This window comes from Vreelandella neptunia (genome assembly GCF_034479615.1).
Taxonomy (GTDB): domain Bacteria; phylum Pseudomonadota; class Gammaproteobacteria; order Pseudomonadales; family Halomonadaceae; genus Vreelandella; species Vreelandella neptunia.
Genome location: NZ_CP140255.1, coordinates 2409225 through 2425295, shown reverse-complemented (window position 1 = coordinate 2425295; position 16071 = coordinate 2409225). Strand labels below are relative to the sequence as shown.

12 protein-coding genes are annotated in these 16071 nt (G+C 53.2%); 9 read left to right on the top strand and 3 right to left on the bottom strand.

Features of this window, described 5'->3' with window-relative positions:
* Positions 1 to 9: 9 nt before the first annotated feature.
* Entirely contained in the window at positions 10 to 1185 is a 1176-nt protein-coding gene (locus SR894_RS11260) for a L,D-transpeptidase family protein (RefSeq protein WP_133732366.1), read from the bottom strand.
* Between the two features lie 111 nt (positions 1186 to 1296).
* The gene (gene mfd / locus SR894_RS11255) at positions 1297 to 4746 is read right to left on the bottom strand and encodes a transcription-repair coupling factor (protein ID WP_208862702.1); all 3450 of its coding nucleotides are present in this window, start codon (positions 4744 to 4746) and stop codon (positions 1297 to 1299) included.
* A gap of 231 nt (positions 4747 to 4977) precedes the next feature.
* Between mfd and SR894_RS11250 the strand changes: the two genes are divergently transcribed.
* The 9 genes from SR894_RS11250 (at position 4978) to sthA (ending at position 14673) form a co-directional block, all read left to right on the top strand.
* On the top strand, positions 4978 to 6432 hold the full coding sequence (locus SR894_RS11250) for a glyceraldehyde-3-phosphate dehydrogenase (RefSeq protein ID WP_133732368.1): 1455 nt from the start codon (positions 4978 to 4980) through the stop codon (positions 6430 to 6432).
* Between the two features lie 306 nt (positions 6433 to 6738).
* Positions 6739 to 8088 carry a Na(+)-translocating NADH-quinone reductase subunit A gene (locus SR894_RS11245; RefSeq protein ID WP_133732369.1) on the top strand — a complete coding sequence of 450 codons (1350 nt, stop codon included), beginning with the start codon at positions 6739 to 6741 and terminating at the stop codon, positions 8086 to 8088.
* Entirely contained in the window at positions 8088 to 9314 is a 1227-nt protein-coding gene (locus SR894_RS11240; RefSeq protein WP_133732370.1) for an NADH:ubiquinone reductase (Na(+)-transporting) subunit B, read from the top strand. The genes SR894_RS11245 and SR894_RS11240 overlap by 1 nt, the downstream gene beginning before the upstream one ends.
* Positions 9314 to 10135 carry a Na(+)-translocating NADH-quinone reductase subunit C gene (locus tag SR894_RS11235; RefSeq protein WP_133732371.1) on the top strand — a complete coding sequence of 274 codons (822 nt, stop codon included), beginning with the start codon at positions 9314 to 9316 and terminating at the stop codon, positions 10133 to 10135. Before SR894_RS11240 ends, SR894_RS11235 begins: the two co-directional genes overlap by 1 nt.
* A gap of 2 nt (positions 10136 to 10137) precedes the next feature.
* A complete protein-coding gene (locus SR894_RS11230; protein WP_133732372.1) occupies positions 10138 to 10806 on the top strand; it encodes an NADH:ubiquinone reductase (Na(+)-transporting) subunit D in 669 nt (222 codons plus the stop codon).
* A 1-nt stretch (position 10807) separates the two neighbouring features.
* Positions 10808 to 11425 carry an NADH:ubiquinone reductase (Na(+)-transporting) subunit E gene (nqrE, locus tag SR894_RS11225; protein WP_009286984.1) on the top strand — a complete coding sequence of 206 codons (618 nt, stop codon included), beginning with the start codon at positions 10808 to 10810 and terminating at the stop codon, positions 11423 to 11425.
* A gap of 72 nt (positions 11426 to 11497) precedes the next feature.
* On the top strand, positions 11498 to 12730 hold the full coding sequence (gene nqrF, locus SR894_RS11220) for an NADH:ubiquinone reductase (Na(+)-transporting) subunit F (RefSeq protein WP_133732373.1): 1233 nt from the start codon (positions 11498 to 11500) through the stop codon (positions 12728 to 12730).
* 232 nt (positions 12731 to 12962) lie between these two features.
* Positions 12963 to 13217, top strand: a complete 255-nt coding sequence (nqrM, locus tag SR894_RS11215; RefSeq protein ID WP_133732374.1) for a (Na+)-NQR maturation NqrM — start codon at positions 12963 to 12965, stop codon at positions 13215 to 13217.
* A gap of 64 nt (positions 13218 to 13281) precedes the next feature.
* Entirely contained in the window at positions 13282 to 14673 is a 1392-nt protein-coding gene (sthA, locus tag SR894_RS11210; RefSeq protein ID WP_133732375.1) for a Si-specific NAD(P)(+) transhydrogenase, read from the top strand.
* A gap of 15 nt (positions 14674 to 14688) precedes the next feature.
* On the opposite strand, the gene SR894_RS11205 is transcribed toward sthA, so the two are convergent.
* Positions 14689 to 15891 carry a GGDEF domain-containing protein gene (locus SR894_RS11205; RefSeq protein WP_133732445.1) on the bottom strand — a complete coding sequence of 401 codons (1203 nt, stop codon included), beginning with the start codon at positions 15889 to 15891 and terminating at the stop codon, positions 14689 to 14691.
* Positions 15892 to 16071 lie beyond the last annotated feature (180 nt).

Below are 16071 nucleotides of genomic sequence, written 5' to 3'. Positions count from 1 at the left end.
GATATTCGCTTAGGCGTCTTTATCGGCGTCAGTGGCTTCGCTGAGCTTAAGCTCGTCTATTAGCTCAACAGGCTCGGGCTCTGGTTCAGGTGCTTGAGGGCCATAGAGGGCGACAAATTGACCGTCAGGGGCTTCTACTGCTCGCTGAATCTGTTCGGCGTCTATTTCAGCGTCATTGCCAGTCAGCTCTGTAACGCGCTCTAAGGCGTTGAGCAACGGTTCAAAGCCTTCTACGTTCTCTTCCAGCTGTGGGAAAGACTGGACAAACAGTGTGCCGTCGGCTGCAAAGCCCGCTTTGAACGGTGCATCCATCAGGTTGACCTGGGTGCCGCTGGGTAAGCGTTCGTAGAGCGATTTGATGTCTTCTGGGTACATGCGGATACAGCCGCGGCTAACGCGCATGCCTACGCCGTCAGGACGATTGGTACCATGAATGAGATAGCTCGGCATAGCCAGCAGGATCGCGTGTTCGCCCAAGGGGTTGTCAGGGCCTGGCGGCACCACGGAGGGCGCTGGCTCGCCACGCGCGGCTGCTTCGCGACGCATGGATGCCGGTGGAGCCCAGGCGGGATCTTTCACCTTAACCGTGGTGCGCGTGATACCTACGGGAGTGGCAAACTCTTCACGGCCAACGCTGACCGGGTAGGTTTCGACAATGCCGGGTTTATCGGCGGGGTAGTAATAGAGACGCAGCTCAGAAAGGTTAACGACGACACCTTCCCGCGGCGCAGGCGGAAGGATGTATTGGGCGGGGATCACCACTTCGGTACCTACTCCAGGTACCCAGAGGCTGACATCCGGGTTGGCCATGCGAATCTCTTCGTAGCCAATGTTGTGGCGTCGGGCGATGTCGATCAGCGTCTGCTTGGGGTCTTCGACAACGACGGTGTAGCGCTCACCAATCACATCGCCTTCATCGGGGAGGCGGAAGTGACCACGGGGTAGTTCATCCTGATCAGCAACCTGGGCGGCGCTGTCGGCGGCGTCGATGCTGATTTCCTGTGCTTGCGCCTGTGGCGATTCTTCTGAGTTTTCTTGAGCCTGCTGTTCTTGCACCGGCTCTTTGTTAGCGCTATCGGCTTGCTCATCAGCTGATTGCGCAAAAGCGGGGCTCATCAAGCTAGCGGCGAGTAGCACGGCCAGGCTGGTAGGGCCCCAAAGGGTAAAGGTGTCGCGAATGTTCATGGTCGTTCCTAATGTGTTAATTCACTGCTGATGCGCGTTGCTGGGCCATTGAGATCAATTAACGGCTGTTGACCAAATCGGCCATGGCTACTGGCAAGTTTGCCCCAAGCTTCACGCCGCCGCTACTTTTTGATTAAGGGTGCTAAGCAGATTTTCAAGCTGCTGGAAGCGCTTGTCGACACTTTCCATTGGTAATTCAAATCGTAAGGTGTCAGAACCGTCTAGTCGGTAGTGCTTTGGTGATGTCTGAATGAGGGTTACCAGCGTTAAGGGATCCACCTGGGTGCTGCTATCAAACAGCACTCTGCCGCGGCTCTCGCCAGCCTCGATTTTGCTGATCCCCAACTGCTCGGCACGGTGGCGCAGCTTGGTTTGGCGAATCAGGTTTTTCAATGGGTTGGGCAGTAAACCAAACCGGTCGATTAGCTCCACTTGCAGCTCTTTTAGCTCGCTGTCGCTCTGAGTGTTGGCAATCCGTTTATACATGACCAGGCGCTGCTGAACATCGTGAATATAATCACTCGGAATCAGCGCGGGTAGGTTAAGGTTAATCTCCACGCCGGTATTGAAGGGTGCATCGATATTGGGCGTTTTGCCCGCGCGAATGGCCTTCACCGCTCGATCCAGCATCTCCATATACAGCGTGTAGCCGATGGTTTCCATCTGGCCGCTCTGTTCGTCCCCCAGTAGTTCACCCGCGCCACGGATTTCCATATCGTGGCTGGCTAGGGTAAAGCCTGCGCCTAGATCATCCGAAGCGCTAATCGCTTCCAAGCGCTTGATGGCATCGCGGGTCATGGCTTTGGGCGGTGGCGTTAATAGGTAGGCATACGCCTGATGGTGGCTACGGCCAACCCGGCCCCGCAGCTGGTGCAGTTGGGCCAAGCCAAATTTATCGGCGCGTTCGATAATAATGGTATTGGCGCTGGGTACATCAATACCGGTTTCAATAATGGTCGAACATACCAGTACGTTAAAGCGCCGGTGGTAGAAGTCCGACATGATGCGTTCTAGGCTGCGCTCGGGGAGTTGGCCGTGGGCAACCCCCACTCGGGCTTCGGGGATCAGTTCGCGGATTTTTTCGGCGCTGTTCTCAATGGTTTTGACTTCGTTATGTAGTACATAGACCTGCCCGCCGCGCAGTATCTCGCGCAGCAGGGCTTCTTTGATGATGCTGGTGTCGTGCTGCTGGACAAAGGTTTTGACCGACAGACGGCGGGCGGGCGGCGTGGCGATAATCGACAGATCACGGATGCCGCTCATGGCCATATTGAGCGTGCGCGGAATAGGGGTCGCGGTCAGCGTCAAAATATCGACTTCGGCACGCAGCGTTTTGAGCTTCTCTTTTTGTGCTACCCCGAAGCGGTGCTCTTCATCGATGATCAGTAGACCCATTTTGGGCAACTCAACGCTTTTGGCGAGCAGTTTGTGGGTACCGATGACGATATCCGTTTGGCCGCTCTTAATGCTCTCGAGCGTCTGGGTGACCTCTTTGCCGCTGGTAAAGCGCGAGATGAGGCCAATATTGACCGCGGTATCGGCAAAGCGGTCGCGGAAGTTCTCGAAGTGTTGGCGCGCCAGCAGGGTAGTCGGTACCAGAACCACCACCTGACGGCCAGACTGTACGGCTAGAAACGCCGCGCGCATGGCCACTTCGGTTTTGCCGAAACCAACGTCACCACAGACCACGCGATCCATGGGCTGTGGGGAGGTCATGTCGCTGATGACCGCTTCAATTGCCGCGTGCTGGTCGGCGGTCTCTTCAAATGGGAAGTTGCCTGCAAAACGCAGATACTCCTCGCCTGGCGCTTCATAGACCACGCCTTGCTGGGCTTCCCGGCGAGCGTAGACATCCAGCAGTTCTGCGGCGGTATCGCGAATTTTCTCCGCAGCTTTACGACGGGCTTTTTCCCACTGATCCGAACCGAGCTTATGCAGCGGGGCCAGTTCGTCACCGGCCCCGCTGTAACGGGAGATCATATGCAGGCTGTCGACAGGCACATAAAGCTTGGCGCCATCGGCGTAGGCGAGCGCCAGGAATTCATTCGCTTGACCACCTGCCTCCAGCGTTTCCAGGCCTAAATAGCGGCCCACGCCGTGGGCCTGGTGCACCACTGGTGCGCCCTCGCGCAGCTCCGACAAGTGGCGTACGGCAAGCTCGTTGTCATCGGTGGCTTTTTCGCGTCGACGGCTCTGACGCACCACATCACCAAACAGCTCGGTTTCACTAATCACCGCAATGCTTGGATTATTTAGCCATAAGCCGCTGTCGACCAGGCCTTCGGTAATCGCATAGCGATGATCGCTAGCCAAAAAGTCGTGGAAGCTGTCGGTGTGCGGAAGGGTGAGCTTAAGTGGTGATAGGATCTCTTCCAGCGCTTCCCGGCGACCCCGCGACTCCGCCACGAACAACACGCGGGTTTGGGCGTGGGAGTGTAAGAAGGCTGATATTTCCGCCAATGGCTGCTTGGCGCGAGCATTGATAGAGAGCGTCGGGAGCGGAGCAGCTTCAGGCTGCTGCGCATGGCGTTGCGCGCTATCCTCGGTGAGCTCTATGCGCGGGCGGGCTTTGATCGCCGAAAATACGTCGTTGACCGGAAAAAAAGCCCGATGGGGAGGGAGTAGCGGACGGGTTGGATCAACGCCCAAATTCACGTAGCGGGCATCGATTGACTGCCAGTGCTGCTCGGCCGCCTCAAAAACCCCTGGCAGCATTGCTACCCGGGTGTCGTCGGTTAAGTGGTCAAACAGCGATGCGGTGTGCTCAAAAAACAGTGGCAGGTAGTGCTCAAGCCCCGGCGAAGGAATACCTTTCAATGCATCGTTATAAAGTGGGCATTGCCGCGGATCGACGTCAAACAGGGTTTCAAACTGCTCACGGAAACAGGCAATCGCACTGCGGCTTAGCGAGTATTCGTGGGCGGGGAGCAATTCTAGCGAGTCAAGCTTATCAGTCGAGCGCTGGCTGCCGGGGTCAAAGTGGCGCAGCGAATCGATCTCATCATCAAACAGATCAATACGGATCGGCTCATCCATACCCATCGCAAATAGGTCAATTAGTGCGCCGCGCATGGCGTACTCGCCGGGCTCATAGACTGTTTCGACGGCGCGATAGCCTGCTCGGGAGAGCGATTCACGGAACGCCTCTCGATTCAGTCGTTCACCGCTTTTAAGCGTCATTACCCGCCCGGCAATGTACTCGACCGGGGGCAAGCGCTGCATCAGTGTATTGATTGGCACCAGCACAATGCCGCGCACGCCGTCTTGCAGTTGGCGCAGTGTGCGCAGCCGGGCTGAGACAATGTCCTGATGGGGTGAAAAGCTGTCGTAAGGCAGCGTTTCCCAGTCAGGGAAAGGCAGAACCGGTACGTCGCTATAAAAATAGAGATCTTGTTCAAGGCGCTGCGCGCTGGCCGTATTGGGGGTAATTACCAATAGCGGGGCTTTGGTGGCAACGCGGGAGAGTGCCAGCGCAGTCGCGCTGCCCGGCGGCGATGTCCAGTAAAGCGTATCGCGAGTCCCTTGAGGCTGGGGCGGTTCGAGCAGAGAGAATGTTGGCATAAGCAAGATATCGTTTTGCACTGAAACGGAAGGAAGATCATACACGATCACCCGTTTCAGTTAGAGTGCCGCGACTTATGGTAGCGGCTAAATCGATTCTTTGAATCCGTTTTGTAGTGAGATTGGCATTTCTGTAATACCCCTACATGTTGTGCGACTATCCATTCATTGCGACCGTTGTGCTTGCCCCGGATAATGTATTTCCGTTCCTACTACCTGATGAGGCCGCACGTGAGTCAGCAAGCGCTCGAAAACGTTTTTCAAGAATGGCAAGGCAACGAAGCCTTGGCGGAGCAGATGATCCCATTAGTAGGGCAGCTCTATCGTCAGAATAACGTCGTTGCCACCATGTTCGGACGTTCGCTTATTAAACGGTCAGTCATCCGCATTCTTAAAGACCATCGCTTCGTGCGTAAAATAGAAGGGACTGAACTCTCCGTTGAGGATACCTATCCTATCGTGAAGGGTATGGTCGCTTTGAACCTTGGCCCCGCCCATGTGGATGTAGGTAAACTGGCGGTGATGTTCAAGAACCAGTGCGGTGGTGACGTCGAAGCCTTCCTGCGTAAAGAGCTGCAGGAAATTATTGATGGCTACCAGCCGGGCGCTAGCACCGGGGAGCCGCAAGATGTGGTGCTCTACGGTTTTGGCCGCATTGGTCGTTTACTGGCGCGAGTGATGGTAGAGAAGGCCGGGGGCGGTAACCTCCTGCGTTTGCGCGCTATTGTGGTGCGTGGCCGTGGGGATGTGGCTAAAGATCTTGAAAAGCGCGCCAGCTTGCTGCGTCGTGACTCAGTGCATGGGCCCTTTGACGGCACCATCATGGTCGATGCAGAGGCCCGCACCCTGACGGTCAACGGCAATGTTATTCAGGTGATTTACGCTGATTCACCCAGTGAAATTGACTATACCCAGTATGCTATCGATAACGCGGTAATTGTTGATAATACCGGTATCTGGCGCGATGAAGAGGGCTTAGGTCAGCACCTGAAGTGTAAGGGCGCTGCCAAAGCGCTGCTAACGGCGCCAGGTAAAGGCGATATTAAAAACATTGTTTACGGTATTAACCACGAATCCATTGGCGACGGTGATCTCATCGTCTCTGCTGCCTCTTGTACCACCAATGCGATCGTTCCGGTATTGAAGGTGCTCAACGATGAGTACGGTGTGGTAAATGGACATGTGGAAACCGTGCATGCCTACACCAACGACCAGAACTTGATCGACAACTACCATAAAGGTGACCGTCGTGGCCGCAGCGCGGCGCTGAATATGGTCTTGACCGAGACAGGGGCCGCCAAGGCCGTATCAAAAGCGCTACCTGAGCTTGAGGGTAAGCTAACCGGCAACGCCATTCGAGTGCCGATTCCTAACGTCTCCATGGCTATTCTTAACCTGACTCTGGATAAAACGACTGACTCCGTGGCGCTAAATGATTACTTGCGTCGCATGTCGATTGAGTCTGCTTATCAAAAGCAAATTGACTTCGTTGATTCAGCAGAAGTGGTGTCGTCAGATTTTGTGGGCAACCGCCATGCCGGTATCGTGGATGCTAAAGCTACCATTGCCAACGGTCATCACGCGGTCATTTATGTTTGGTACGATAACGAATTTGGTTATAGCTGCCAGGTTGTGCGTATTTTGCAGCAAATGTCTAACGTGCGGTTTTTAAAGCTGCCTCGCTAGTTAAGCTTAGCAATGCCCTGATGCCGGGTGTTAGAGCTAATCAAATGAGTTGACGCCACCTTCGGGTGGCGTTTTTTTGGTCTTAATAACCTCTTTTGCCAATGTATATAGCACTTTTGGTGGTCATCAGGGATGTGGTCATTGGACGCGCTTATCTTTATAATACGATGGATTTTTCGGGGTGGTTCAAGTGTTGCTTGGGCCTGACTGGTAACAATCTGAGCAGAAAATAACAATTCACTGAGCAGAAAAGAAGCATTCGAACCCCTTACCTTCGTATATCCGATCCAACAACTGGGCGAGACTATGATCGAAGTCAAAAAAGGCCTGGATCTCCCCATCACGGGAGCGCCCGAGCAGCGTATTGAAGATGCGCGGCCTGTGCGCCACGTGGCAATCCTGGGTACCGACTACGTTGGCATGAAGCCGACGATGGAAGTCCAGGAAGGGGATAAGGTCAAACTGGGCCAATTGCTTTTCACCGATAAGAAAATTGATGGTGTGCGCTATACAGCGCCTGCTGCCGGTGAAGTGCTTGCAATAAACCGTGGCGAAAAACGTCGTTTACTGTCTGTCGTGATCAAAGTCGATGAAACTGAGGAAGCGGTCGAATTCGCTGCTCATGATCGTAAAGCCTTGGCGCAGCTTGAGCGTCAGGCCGTTGTCGACCAACTGGTAGAGTCGGGGCTTTGGACTGCTTTGCGCACCCGTCCCTTCTCGCGTACTCCGGCCATTGATAGCACCCCGGCCGATATTTTTGTAACCGCCGTGGATACCCATCCACTTAGCCCTGATCCTGCCCTGATCATTAATGAACAGACGCAGGCATTCGAGGATGGCCTCAAGGTGTTAGCGCGCCTGACCGAGGGCAACGTCTTCCTATGTACGGGCGAAAATGCCTCAATCCCGGGTGGTGATGTTGACGGCGTAAAAACCGAAAGCTTTGCCGGCCCGCATCCTGCTGGGCTTGTTGGCACACATATTCACTATCTTTCTCCAGTCGCACTGCATAAAAAAGTGTGGCACATCGGCTATCAGGACGTAATCGCGTTCGGTAAGTTGTTTGTAGAAGGGAAGCTGGATATGAGCCGGGTGGTTGCCATTGGCGGCCCGCGTGCTGAAAATCCGCGTCTGATTCGTACCCGTGTCGGCGCTAGTACGGATGAACTCCTGGCCAATGAAGTCATCAAACCCGAAGACACTCGCGTAATCTCTGGTTCGGTATTCTCAGGCTTTGCCGCTGAAGGTAAGTTGACCTACCTTGGCCGCTTCAGCAACCAAGTGAGCTTGCTGGAAGAAGGCAATAAGCGGACGTTTATGGGGTGGCTGTCTCCCGGTGCTAATCGTCACTCTGTTTTAGGTATTTACATCTCTAAGATTAAAGGCCTGAGCAATTACGCACCAACGACCTCTACCAATGGCTCCGAGCGTGCTATGGTGCCGGTAGGTGCATATGAGACGGTGATGCCGCTGGATATCATGCCAACTCAGCTACTGCGTTCGCTGATCGTGGGCGACATTGAGGTTGCCATGCAGCTTGGCTGTTTGGAGCTGGACGAAGAGGATCTGGCGCTGTGCACGTATGTTTGCCCCGGCAAATACGAATATGGCCCCATCCTGCGTGACAATCTCACCATGATCGAGAAAGAGGCCTGATGATGGGTATTCAACAGACACTCCAAAATATCGAGCCGCATTTCCACAAAGGCGGAAAGTACGAAAAGTTCTATCCGTTATTTGAAGCGGTAGATACGATTTTTTATACACCGCCAAGCGTAGCCAAAACTACTGCCCACGTGCGTGACGGTGTCGATCTTAAACGCATCATGATTACCGTGTGGATGTGTACCTTCCCAGCGATGCTGTTTGGTATGTGGAACGCTGGCTGGCAGGCTAACACCGCCATTGATGCGGGCTACGCCTCTATGGGTGGCTGGCGCGAAGCCATTACGATGACACTGTCGTCCGGTCACGATGCGAACAGCCTTTGGGCGAACTTTGTCCTCGGGGCTACCTACTTCCTGCCTATCTATCTGGTCACTTTTGTGGTCGGTGGTTTCTGGGAGGTGCTGTTTGCAATCAAGCGCGGTCATGAAGTCAACGAGGGCTTCTTCGTTACCTCGGTGTTGTTTGCGCTGATTCTCCCGGCGACTATTCCGCTTTGGCAGGTGGCGTTGGGTATCACCTTCGGTGTGGTAATCGGTAAAGAGATCTTCGGCGGCACGGGTAAAAACTTCTTGAACCCCGCGCTTACCGGCCGTGCATTCCTTTACTTTGCCTATCCCGCGCAGATATCTGGTGATTCTGTATGGGTTGCCGCTGACGGCTATACTGGTGCGACGGCACTCTCTATGGCATTCCAGGACGGCATGTCTGCTCTGACCGACACCTTTAGCTGGTGGGATGCTTTCCTTGGCTTTATCCCCGGCTCGGTGGGTGAGGTTTCGACGCTAGCGATCTTTATCGGCGCTGCTGTGCTGCTGTGGACGCGAATCGCATCATGGCGAATCATGCTAGGTGTACTTCTGGGCATGGTGGCGACCAGTACGCTGTTTAACCTGATCGGCTCTGATACTAACCCAATGTTTGCCATGCCTTGGTACTGGCATCTGGTAATCGGCGGTTTCGCCTTCGGTATGGTCTTCATGGCAACCGACCCCGTGTCGGCGTCGATGACCAATCAAGGCCGCCTGTTGTTTGGTGCGCTGATTGGTGTGATGACCGTTTTGATTCGCGTTGTGAACCCGGCTTTCCCGGAAGGCATCATGCTGGCGATTCTGTTCGCTAACCTGTTTGCACCGCTGATTGACCATTTCTTCGTCCAGGCCAACATCAAGCGTCGCGTTAAGCGAACCGGCGTACCGGCCGAGGAGACTGCCTAATGGCACAAGGTAACAACTCCATCAAGAAAGTCCTGATTGTGGCGTTTGCACTATGTATCGTGTGCTCCGTCATTGTCTCGACCGCGGCGGTCGCCTTGCGACCGATGCAGCAGCTTAACCAGGAGCTCGACCGTAAAACCAACATCTTGAACGTTGCCAAGCTTTACGAGCCAGGTATGGACGTTGAAGATGTGTTTAGCGAAGAGATTACCGCCCGGGTCGTTGACTTGGATACGGGGGAGTACTCCGACGAGTTTGATCCCGATACCTACGATAGTTTTGAGGCTGCCCGTGACCCCGCCTCGGGTCGCACGCTTTCTGGCGATCAAGACATCGCAGGTCTATCACGGGTTGAAAACTTCGCTACGGTTTATCTGGTTGGCGGTGAAGATGATCCGGAGCAGATCGTGCTGCCGATTCGTGGTCAGGGTCTTTGGGGCTTGATGCGTGGCTTCCTGGCCGTAGAGGGTGATGGCAATACCATCGTCAGTATCACCTACTACGAGCACAGTGAAACGCCAGGTTTGGGCGCGGAAGTTAACAACCCGCGCTGGCAAGCCCAGTGGGAAGGCAAGAAGATTTACGATGAAGAGGGCGACCTCTCACCGGAAATTCACCTGACCAAAGGCGGCGCCAGTGACGAATACGAAGTCGATGCGCTATCTGGCGCTACGCTGACCAGTAACGGCGTGACTAACATGCTGCAGTTCTGGTTGAGCGAAGAAGCTTTCGGTCCCTACCTGGCTAAATTCCGCAGTGGCACCGAGCCGGAAGACGCCGAAGAGACCGATACCAACTTCGAAGACGTTGAGGGGGCCTGATCATGGCGGACGTAAATGCAAAAGGCGTTTTAACGGCGCCGATTTTCCAGAACAACCCTATTGCGCTGCAAATTCTGGGGATCTGTTCAGCACTTGCGGTAACCACCAGCATGAGCGTATCGCTCGTTATGGCGCTGGCGGTTATTTTCGTAACGGCATTCTCAAATCTGTTCGTATCGTTGATCAGGAATCATATTCCCTCTTCGATCCGTATTATCGTGCAGATGACCATTATTGCCTCGCTGGTTATCGTGGTTGATCAGATTCTCAAGGCGTATGCCTATGAGATGTCTAAGCAGCTCTCGGTATTTGTGGGTTTGATCATTACTAACTGTATCGTCATGGGGCGCGCTGAAGGCTTTGCAATGTCCAATACGCCGGGTATGTCGTTTTTAGACGGTATTGGTAACGGCCTCGGCTACGGTTTTGTTCTCATGGTGGTGGGTTTCTTCCGCGAACTGCTGGGTGCAGGTAGCGTATTTGGCATTACCATCCTCCAGACCGTGCAAAACGGTGGCTGGTACGTGCCTAACGGCTTGCTATTACTACCGCCTTCAGCGTTCTTTATTATCGGTCTACTGATCTGGGTAATGCGTTCCGTTAACCCTGAGCAAGTAGAAGATAATGAGTTCAAAATGAAGGAAAACACCAAGCCCAAGGAGGCCGTGTAACATGGAACATTATCTGAGTCTTTTTGTTGCCTCGGTGTTTGTTGAAAACATGGCACTGGCCTTCTTCCTGGGGATGTGTACTTTCTTGGCGGTGTCCAAAAAGGTCTCCTCGGCAATTGGCCTGGGCATTGCGGTCATTGTGGTGCTGACCGTCACCGTGCCGGTTAACAACCTTGTTTATACCTTCTTGCTGCAGGAAGGTGCGTTGACCTGGACTGGTATTAGCGGTGCTGAAAACATAGACCTCTCCTTCCTTGGGTTGCTCTCTTACATCGGTGTCATTGCGGCGCTGGTACAGATCATGGAAATGTTCCTTGATAAGTACGTACCGTCGCTCTACAACGCGCTAGGGGTGTTCCTGCCGCTGATTACCGTTAACTGCGCCATCCTGGGTGGCGTACTGTTCATGGTCGAGCGTAGCTACAACTTTGGCGAAGCTGTGGTCTATGGCTTTGGTGCGGGCACCGGTTGGGCGCTGGCAATTGCCGCCCTGGCGGGTATCCGTGAAAAGCTGAAGTACAGCGATGTGCCGGGTGGCCTTCAAGGGCTGGGCATTACTTTCATCACCGTGGGGCTGATGTCGTTGGGCTTTATGTCCTTCTCGGGCATTCAGCTTTAATCGGAGCCGGTTTTTCCCGGCGGTGCCAAACATCGCCGGGTAATAGAAAACCTCCAGCAATAGGAAACCGACATGGTTGATACAACAGTCATCTTGCTCGGTGTTGTCATGTTCACGGTCATCGTTATTAGCTTAACGGCGATCATTCTGGCAGCGCGCAGCAAGCTTGTGAGTAGCGGGGACGTGACCATTGAGGTCAACGGCGATCCTGAGCACACTTTGAAGACCCAAGCCGGTGGTAAGCTGCTAAATACGCTTGCGGCTAACGGTATTTTCCTCTCTTCCGCCTGCGGTGGCGGTGGTTCTTGTGCCCAGTGTAAGTGTCGGGTAGAAGAGGGCGGCGGCTCTATTCTGCCGACCGAAGAGTCGCACTTCACTATGCGTGAGAAGAAAGAGGGCTGGCGCCTCTCCTGTCAGGTACCTGTGAAGCAGGACATGAAAGTCGAAGTGCCTGAAGAAGTGTTTGGGGTGAAAAAGTGGGAATGTGAAGTTATTGCCAATCCCAACGTTGCCACCTTTATCAAAGAGCTGAATCTGAAACTACCTGAAGGCGAAGAAGTTGCCTTCCGCGCCGGTGGCTACGTCCAGCTCGTTGCTCCCCCATATGATGTCAAATTCTCTGATTTTGATATTGAAGAGGAGTACCGGGGTGACTGGGAAAAATTTGATATGTTCAAAATTTCCCACAAGAACAACGAGGAAGTGATTCGCGCCTACTCCATGGCGAACTACCCGGATGAGAAGGGTATCCTCAAGTTCAACATCCGTATTGCAACGCCGCCTCCCGGCACTGACCATCCGCCAGGCTTGATGTCGACTTATGTCTTCAGCCTTAAAGAGGGCGATAAGGTTACCGTGATGGGCCCGTTCGGCGAGTTCTTTGCCCGTGATACCGACGCCGAAATGATCTTTATCGGTGGTGGTGCGGGTATGGCACCGATGCGTAGCCACATCTTCGATCAGCTGAAGCGCTTGAAGTCTGAACGCAAGATCACCTTCTGGTATGGTGCGCGCTCCTGGCGTGAAACTTTCTACAACGAAGAGTACGATCAGTTAGCCGAAGAGTTCCCCAACTTTGAGTGGCACTTGGCGCTTTCTGACCCACAGCCGGAAGACAACTGGGAAGGGCCGACAGGCTTTATCCATAACGTGCTGTACGAAAACTATCTGAAGGATCATCCAGCACCTGAAGATTGCGAGTACTACATGTGTGGGCCGCCAATGATGAACGCCTCGGTTATCAAGTTACTACTTGATATGGGCGTTGAGCCGGAAAATATCCTGTTGGATGATTTCGGTGGCTAAGCAGTCGGCGTAAGTCGATAGTAGTATTAAGCGGGGCTGGCCTATTGGGCTGGCCCCGTTTGTTTATAAACGCTTGTGAAAGGAATGCCCCATCACTGCGCTGATAAGAGGCGCTCGGCTAAGGTATAATCGGTTTAACGATGAATGACCGTGAGGCACTTATCACTACGGCTGTTGTCGTCAGGTAAGGCCAATAATTTAAAGCTAGGCAATGTAATGCTGGGAGGTTGATATGACTATTTGGCTACTGGTATTCGGTTTCATGGCACTGATTATGGGTGTGATGGCCGTGGGAGTCATCATGGGCCGCAAACCGATTGCGGGTTCTTGCGGCGGTTTGAACCAAATCGGTATGAAAGATGGTTGCGATATCTGCGGCGGCAAAGACGAGGTTTGTGAAGAAGAGAACCGCAAGCGCGGTGGCGTGCGCCGCCGTAGCGATGAAAGCCGTGGTGCCGATTTGGGCTATGATGCTACGCGTCGCTAATTAAGACTGCGTTATATGCAACGGGACGATGATTGATCAAAAATAGCAAAGGGACGCAGAGAGCATGGCGGTTCACAATTACGATGTTGTGGTGATCGGTACGGGGCCTGCAGGGGAAAGCGCTGCTATCAACGCTGCAAAACATGGCAAGCGTGTCGCGATTATTGAGAAGCAGGCCCAGGTAGGCGGTAACTGTACTCACTGGGGTACTATTCCTTCTAAAGCGTTGCGCCATCAGGTCAAACAGATCATGGCGTTCAATACCAACCGTATGTTCCGCGATATTGGTGAGCCTCGCTGGTTCTCTTTTCCCAAGGTGATGGAGCGCTCACGAGGCACTATCGATAAACAGGTCGAGATGCGCACGACTTTTTATGCGCGTAACCGCATCGATCTTTTCCACGGTGTTGCTCGTTTTAAAGATGAGCATACCCTGTTAGTACGTGACCGCCAGGAGGGCATGGAAGAGCTAGTGGCCAAGAAGTTTGTGATTGCCACCGGTTCGCGCCCCTATCGTCCGGCTGATATTAACTTCCGCCATCCGCGTATTTACTGCTCTGACACTATATTAAGCCTTTCGCACACCCCTCGAACCCTGATAATTTTTGGCGCCGGGGTGATTGGCTGTGAATACGCATCAATATTTTCAGGTCTGGGTGTCAAAGTTGATCTCATTAATAACCGTGACAGCCTGCTTTCGTTTCTGGACGATGAGATTAGCGATGCGCTCTCCTACCATTTGCGTAAGCACGGGGTATTGGTTCGTCATAATGAGGAGTACGAGAGCGTTGAGGGTGATGAATCAGGCGTCGTTGTGCGTCTCAAGTCAGGCAAGAAAATTCGTGCTGATGCTTTTTTGTGGGCCAATGGGCGAACCGGTAATACCGACAGCTTGGGGTTGGAGAACATTGGCTTAACTGCTAATGGGCGTGGTCAGCTAAGCGTTGATGAGCACTACCGTACCGCGGTCTCCCATATCTACGCAGCGGGCGATGTCATTGGCTGGCCGAGTTTGGCGAGTGCGGCTTACGATCAGGGTTTGAACTCGTGCAATGAGCTGCTCGATAAAGAGTATCGTTTTGTGAGTGATGTACCCACCGGGATCTATACCATCCCCGAGATTAGCTCCTTCGGCCCCAATGAGCGTGAACTCACGGAAGCAAAAGTGCCTTACGAAGTAGGCAAAGCCTTCTTCAAAGATACCGCCAGGGCGCAGATTACTGGCGATACAGTGGGTATGCTTAAAATTCTTTTCCACCAGGACACTCTGGAAATACTCGGTATTCACTGTTTTGGGGATCAGGCGTCTGAAATTTTGCATATCGGCCAAGCGATTATGCAGCAAAAGGGCGATGCCAATACGCTCAAATACTTTGTGAATACCACCTTTAACTATCCGACCATGGCAGAAGCGTACCGGGTGGCTGCCCAGAATGGTTTAAATCGGGTTTTCTAACCGGCACTACGACGTTTAAGAGTCGCTGGGTTCGTGAATTAGCGTATGAGCGTAAGTCAGTGGGTCGTTATGAGGTGAGGGGGCATTGGGGGGTAACAGACTTTCAACGCGGTTGCGCCCCAACGCTTTGGCTTTGTAGAGCGCTTTGTCAGCAAGCGAATAAAGCTGCTCAAATGTCAGCGAGCCGCTTTTACACGACGTTACGCCGATGCTAATAGTTGGGTTGGCGTGCAGTTCCATCCCCCTCAGCGTATTAGCTTCAATCTCTTGGCGTAGTCGATCTGCTGCCTGTATCGCATCATGGGTAGCAGTGTTGGGCATCAATAAGCAAAACTCCTCGCCACCAATTCTCGCTAATGTATCCGATGGGCGGCTAAGCTCGCGAAGCTTTTTACTGACCTGGCGGAGTACCTCATCGCCAGCTGGATGCCCGTAGGTATCGTTAATTTGCTTGAAGTGATCAAGATCTAACAGCAGAAGGCTGAGTGGTGCTCGATTACGCTGCGCTTGGGTAAGCCCTGCAGATGCTACATTGACCAAATGGCGCCGGTTATATAGCCCGGTCAGTTCATCGGTTAGCATTAGCTCATGCATGACGTTACGCTGACGGTGTAGGTAAATAACGGCCATGCAGAGCGTAATTGCAGCGCTGACCATTAACACCAGTAGCACACTTACGGCAATCGAAAGTCGCTGCATGGCTAAACGTTGTTGAACCGAAATGGCGCGAATGTCTTCTAGCAGCTGGTTATACAACCATGACTGAGCGCTACCAATCTCCATGGCAACGCTCTGTAATGGATCAATAAGTTCTGGACGCTGTTGAGCTTCTTGTGACAGCAATGCTAGGTCGGAAAGGCGGCTATTAAGCTCGCTGAAATGGTGATTGAGATATTCAACATCTGCAATGAGATAACGGTGGTGTTCAATACTGTTCTGAATGTTGTCCAAATGACGCTTGGAAAGTGAAATAAAATAATCGATGTATTGAATATGCTCATTGCTAGGCAGGCGTCTGCCTTCCTCTAGCGCAACTCTTAACTGAGGTGTAGCTTGCTGGGCCAGCACTATGTCACTTATCAGCGTGGTGTAGTCGGCACTGGCTTTTTGGCATGCACTGTAAACATAGCTGCCCATTATTGCGGACATAGCGCAAAGAATGGCGGCAAAAATCAACGCTAAGCGTCCGCCAGGCTGACGAAGAAAGCGACGCATCATCACGATATACTCAGCAAGCAGCCAGTGATGCCGCCCCTCTCTGCATACAGCTGAGCAGGCGAGAGTACGTTGGGTAAAAACACACAATAATCAAAAAAGTGCTTCCGTTGCAAAGGGCGGTTCTGCATGGCACCTCTCCGTTAATGGGTAGGTAATCCAATGAACAGCTTAAAGTCTTCA

Excerpts from the sequence above, each read along its gene's own strand:
- SR894_RS11260 (WP_133732366.1), bottom strand. The coding sequence starts at position 1,185 with ATGAACATTCGCGACACCTTTACCCTTTGGGGCCCTACCAGCCTGGCC.
- mfd (WP_208862702.1), bottom strand. The coding sequence starts at position 4,746 with ATGCCAACATTCTCTCTGCTCGAACCGCCCCAGCCTCAAGGGACTCGC.
- SR894_RS11245 (WP_133732369.1), top strand. The coding sequence starts at position 6,739 with ATGATCGAAGTCAAAAAAGGCCTGGATCTCCCCATCACGGGAGCGCCC.
- SR894_RS11240 (WP_133732370.1), top strand. The coding sequence starts at position 8,088 with ATGATGGGTATTCAACAGACACTCCAAAATATCGAGCCGCATTTCCAC.
- SR894_RS11235 (WP_133732371.1), top strand. The coding sequence starts at position 9,314 with ATGGCACAAGGTAACAACTCCATCAAGAAAGTCCTGATTGTGGCGTTT.
- SR894_RS11230 (WP_133732372.1), top strand. The coding sequence starts at position 10,138 with ATGGCGGACGTAAATGCAAAAGGCGTTTTAACGGCGCCGATTTTCCAG.
- nqrE (WP_009286984.1), top strand. The coding sequence starts at position 10,808 with ATGGAACATTATCTGAGTCTTTTTGTTGCCTCGGTGTTTGTTGAAAAC.
- nqrF (WP_133732373.1), top strand. The coding sequence starts at position 11,498 with ATGGTTGATACAACAGTCATCTTGCTCGGTGTTGTCATGTTCACGGTC.
- nqrM (WP_133732374.1), top strand. The coding sequence starts at position 12,963 with ATGACTATTTGGCTACTGGTATTCGGTTTCATGGCACTGATTATGGGT.
- sthA (WP_133732375.1), top strand. The coding sequence starts at position 13,282 with ATGGCGGTTCACAATTACGATGTTGTGGTGATCGGTACGGGGCCTGCA.
- SR894_RS11205 (WP_133732445.1), bottom strand. The coding sequence starts at position 15,891 with ATGATGCGTCGCTTTCTTCGTCAGCCTGGCGGACGCTTAGCGTTGATT.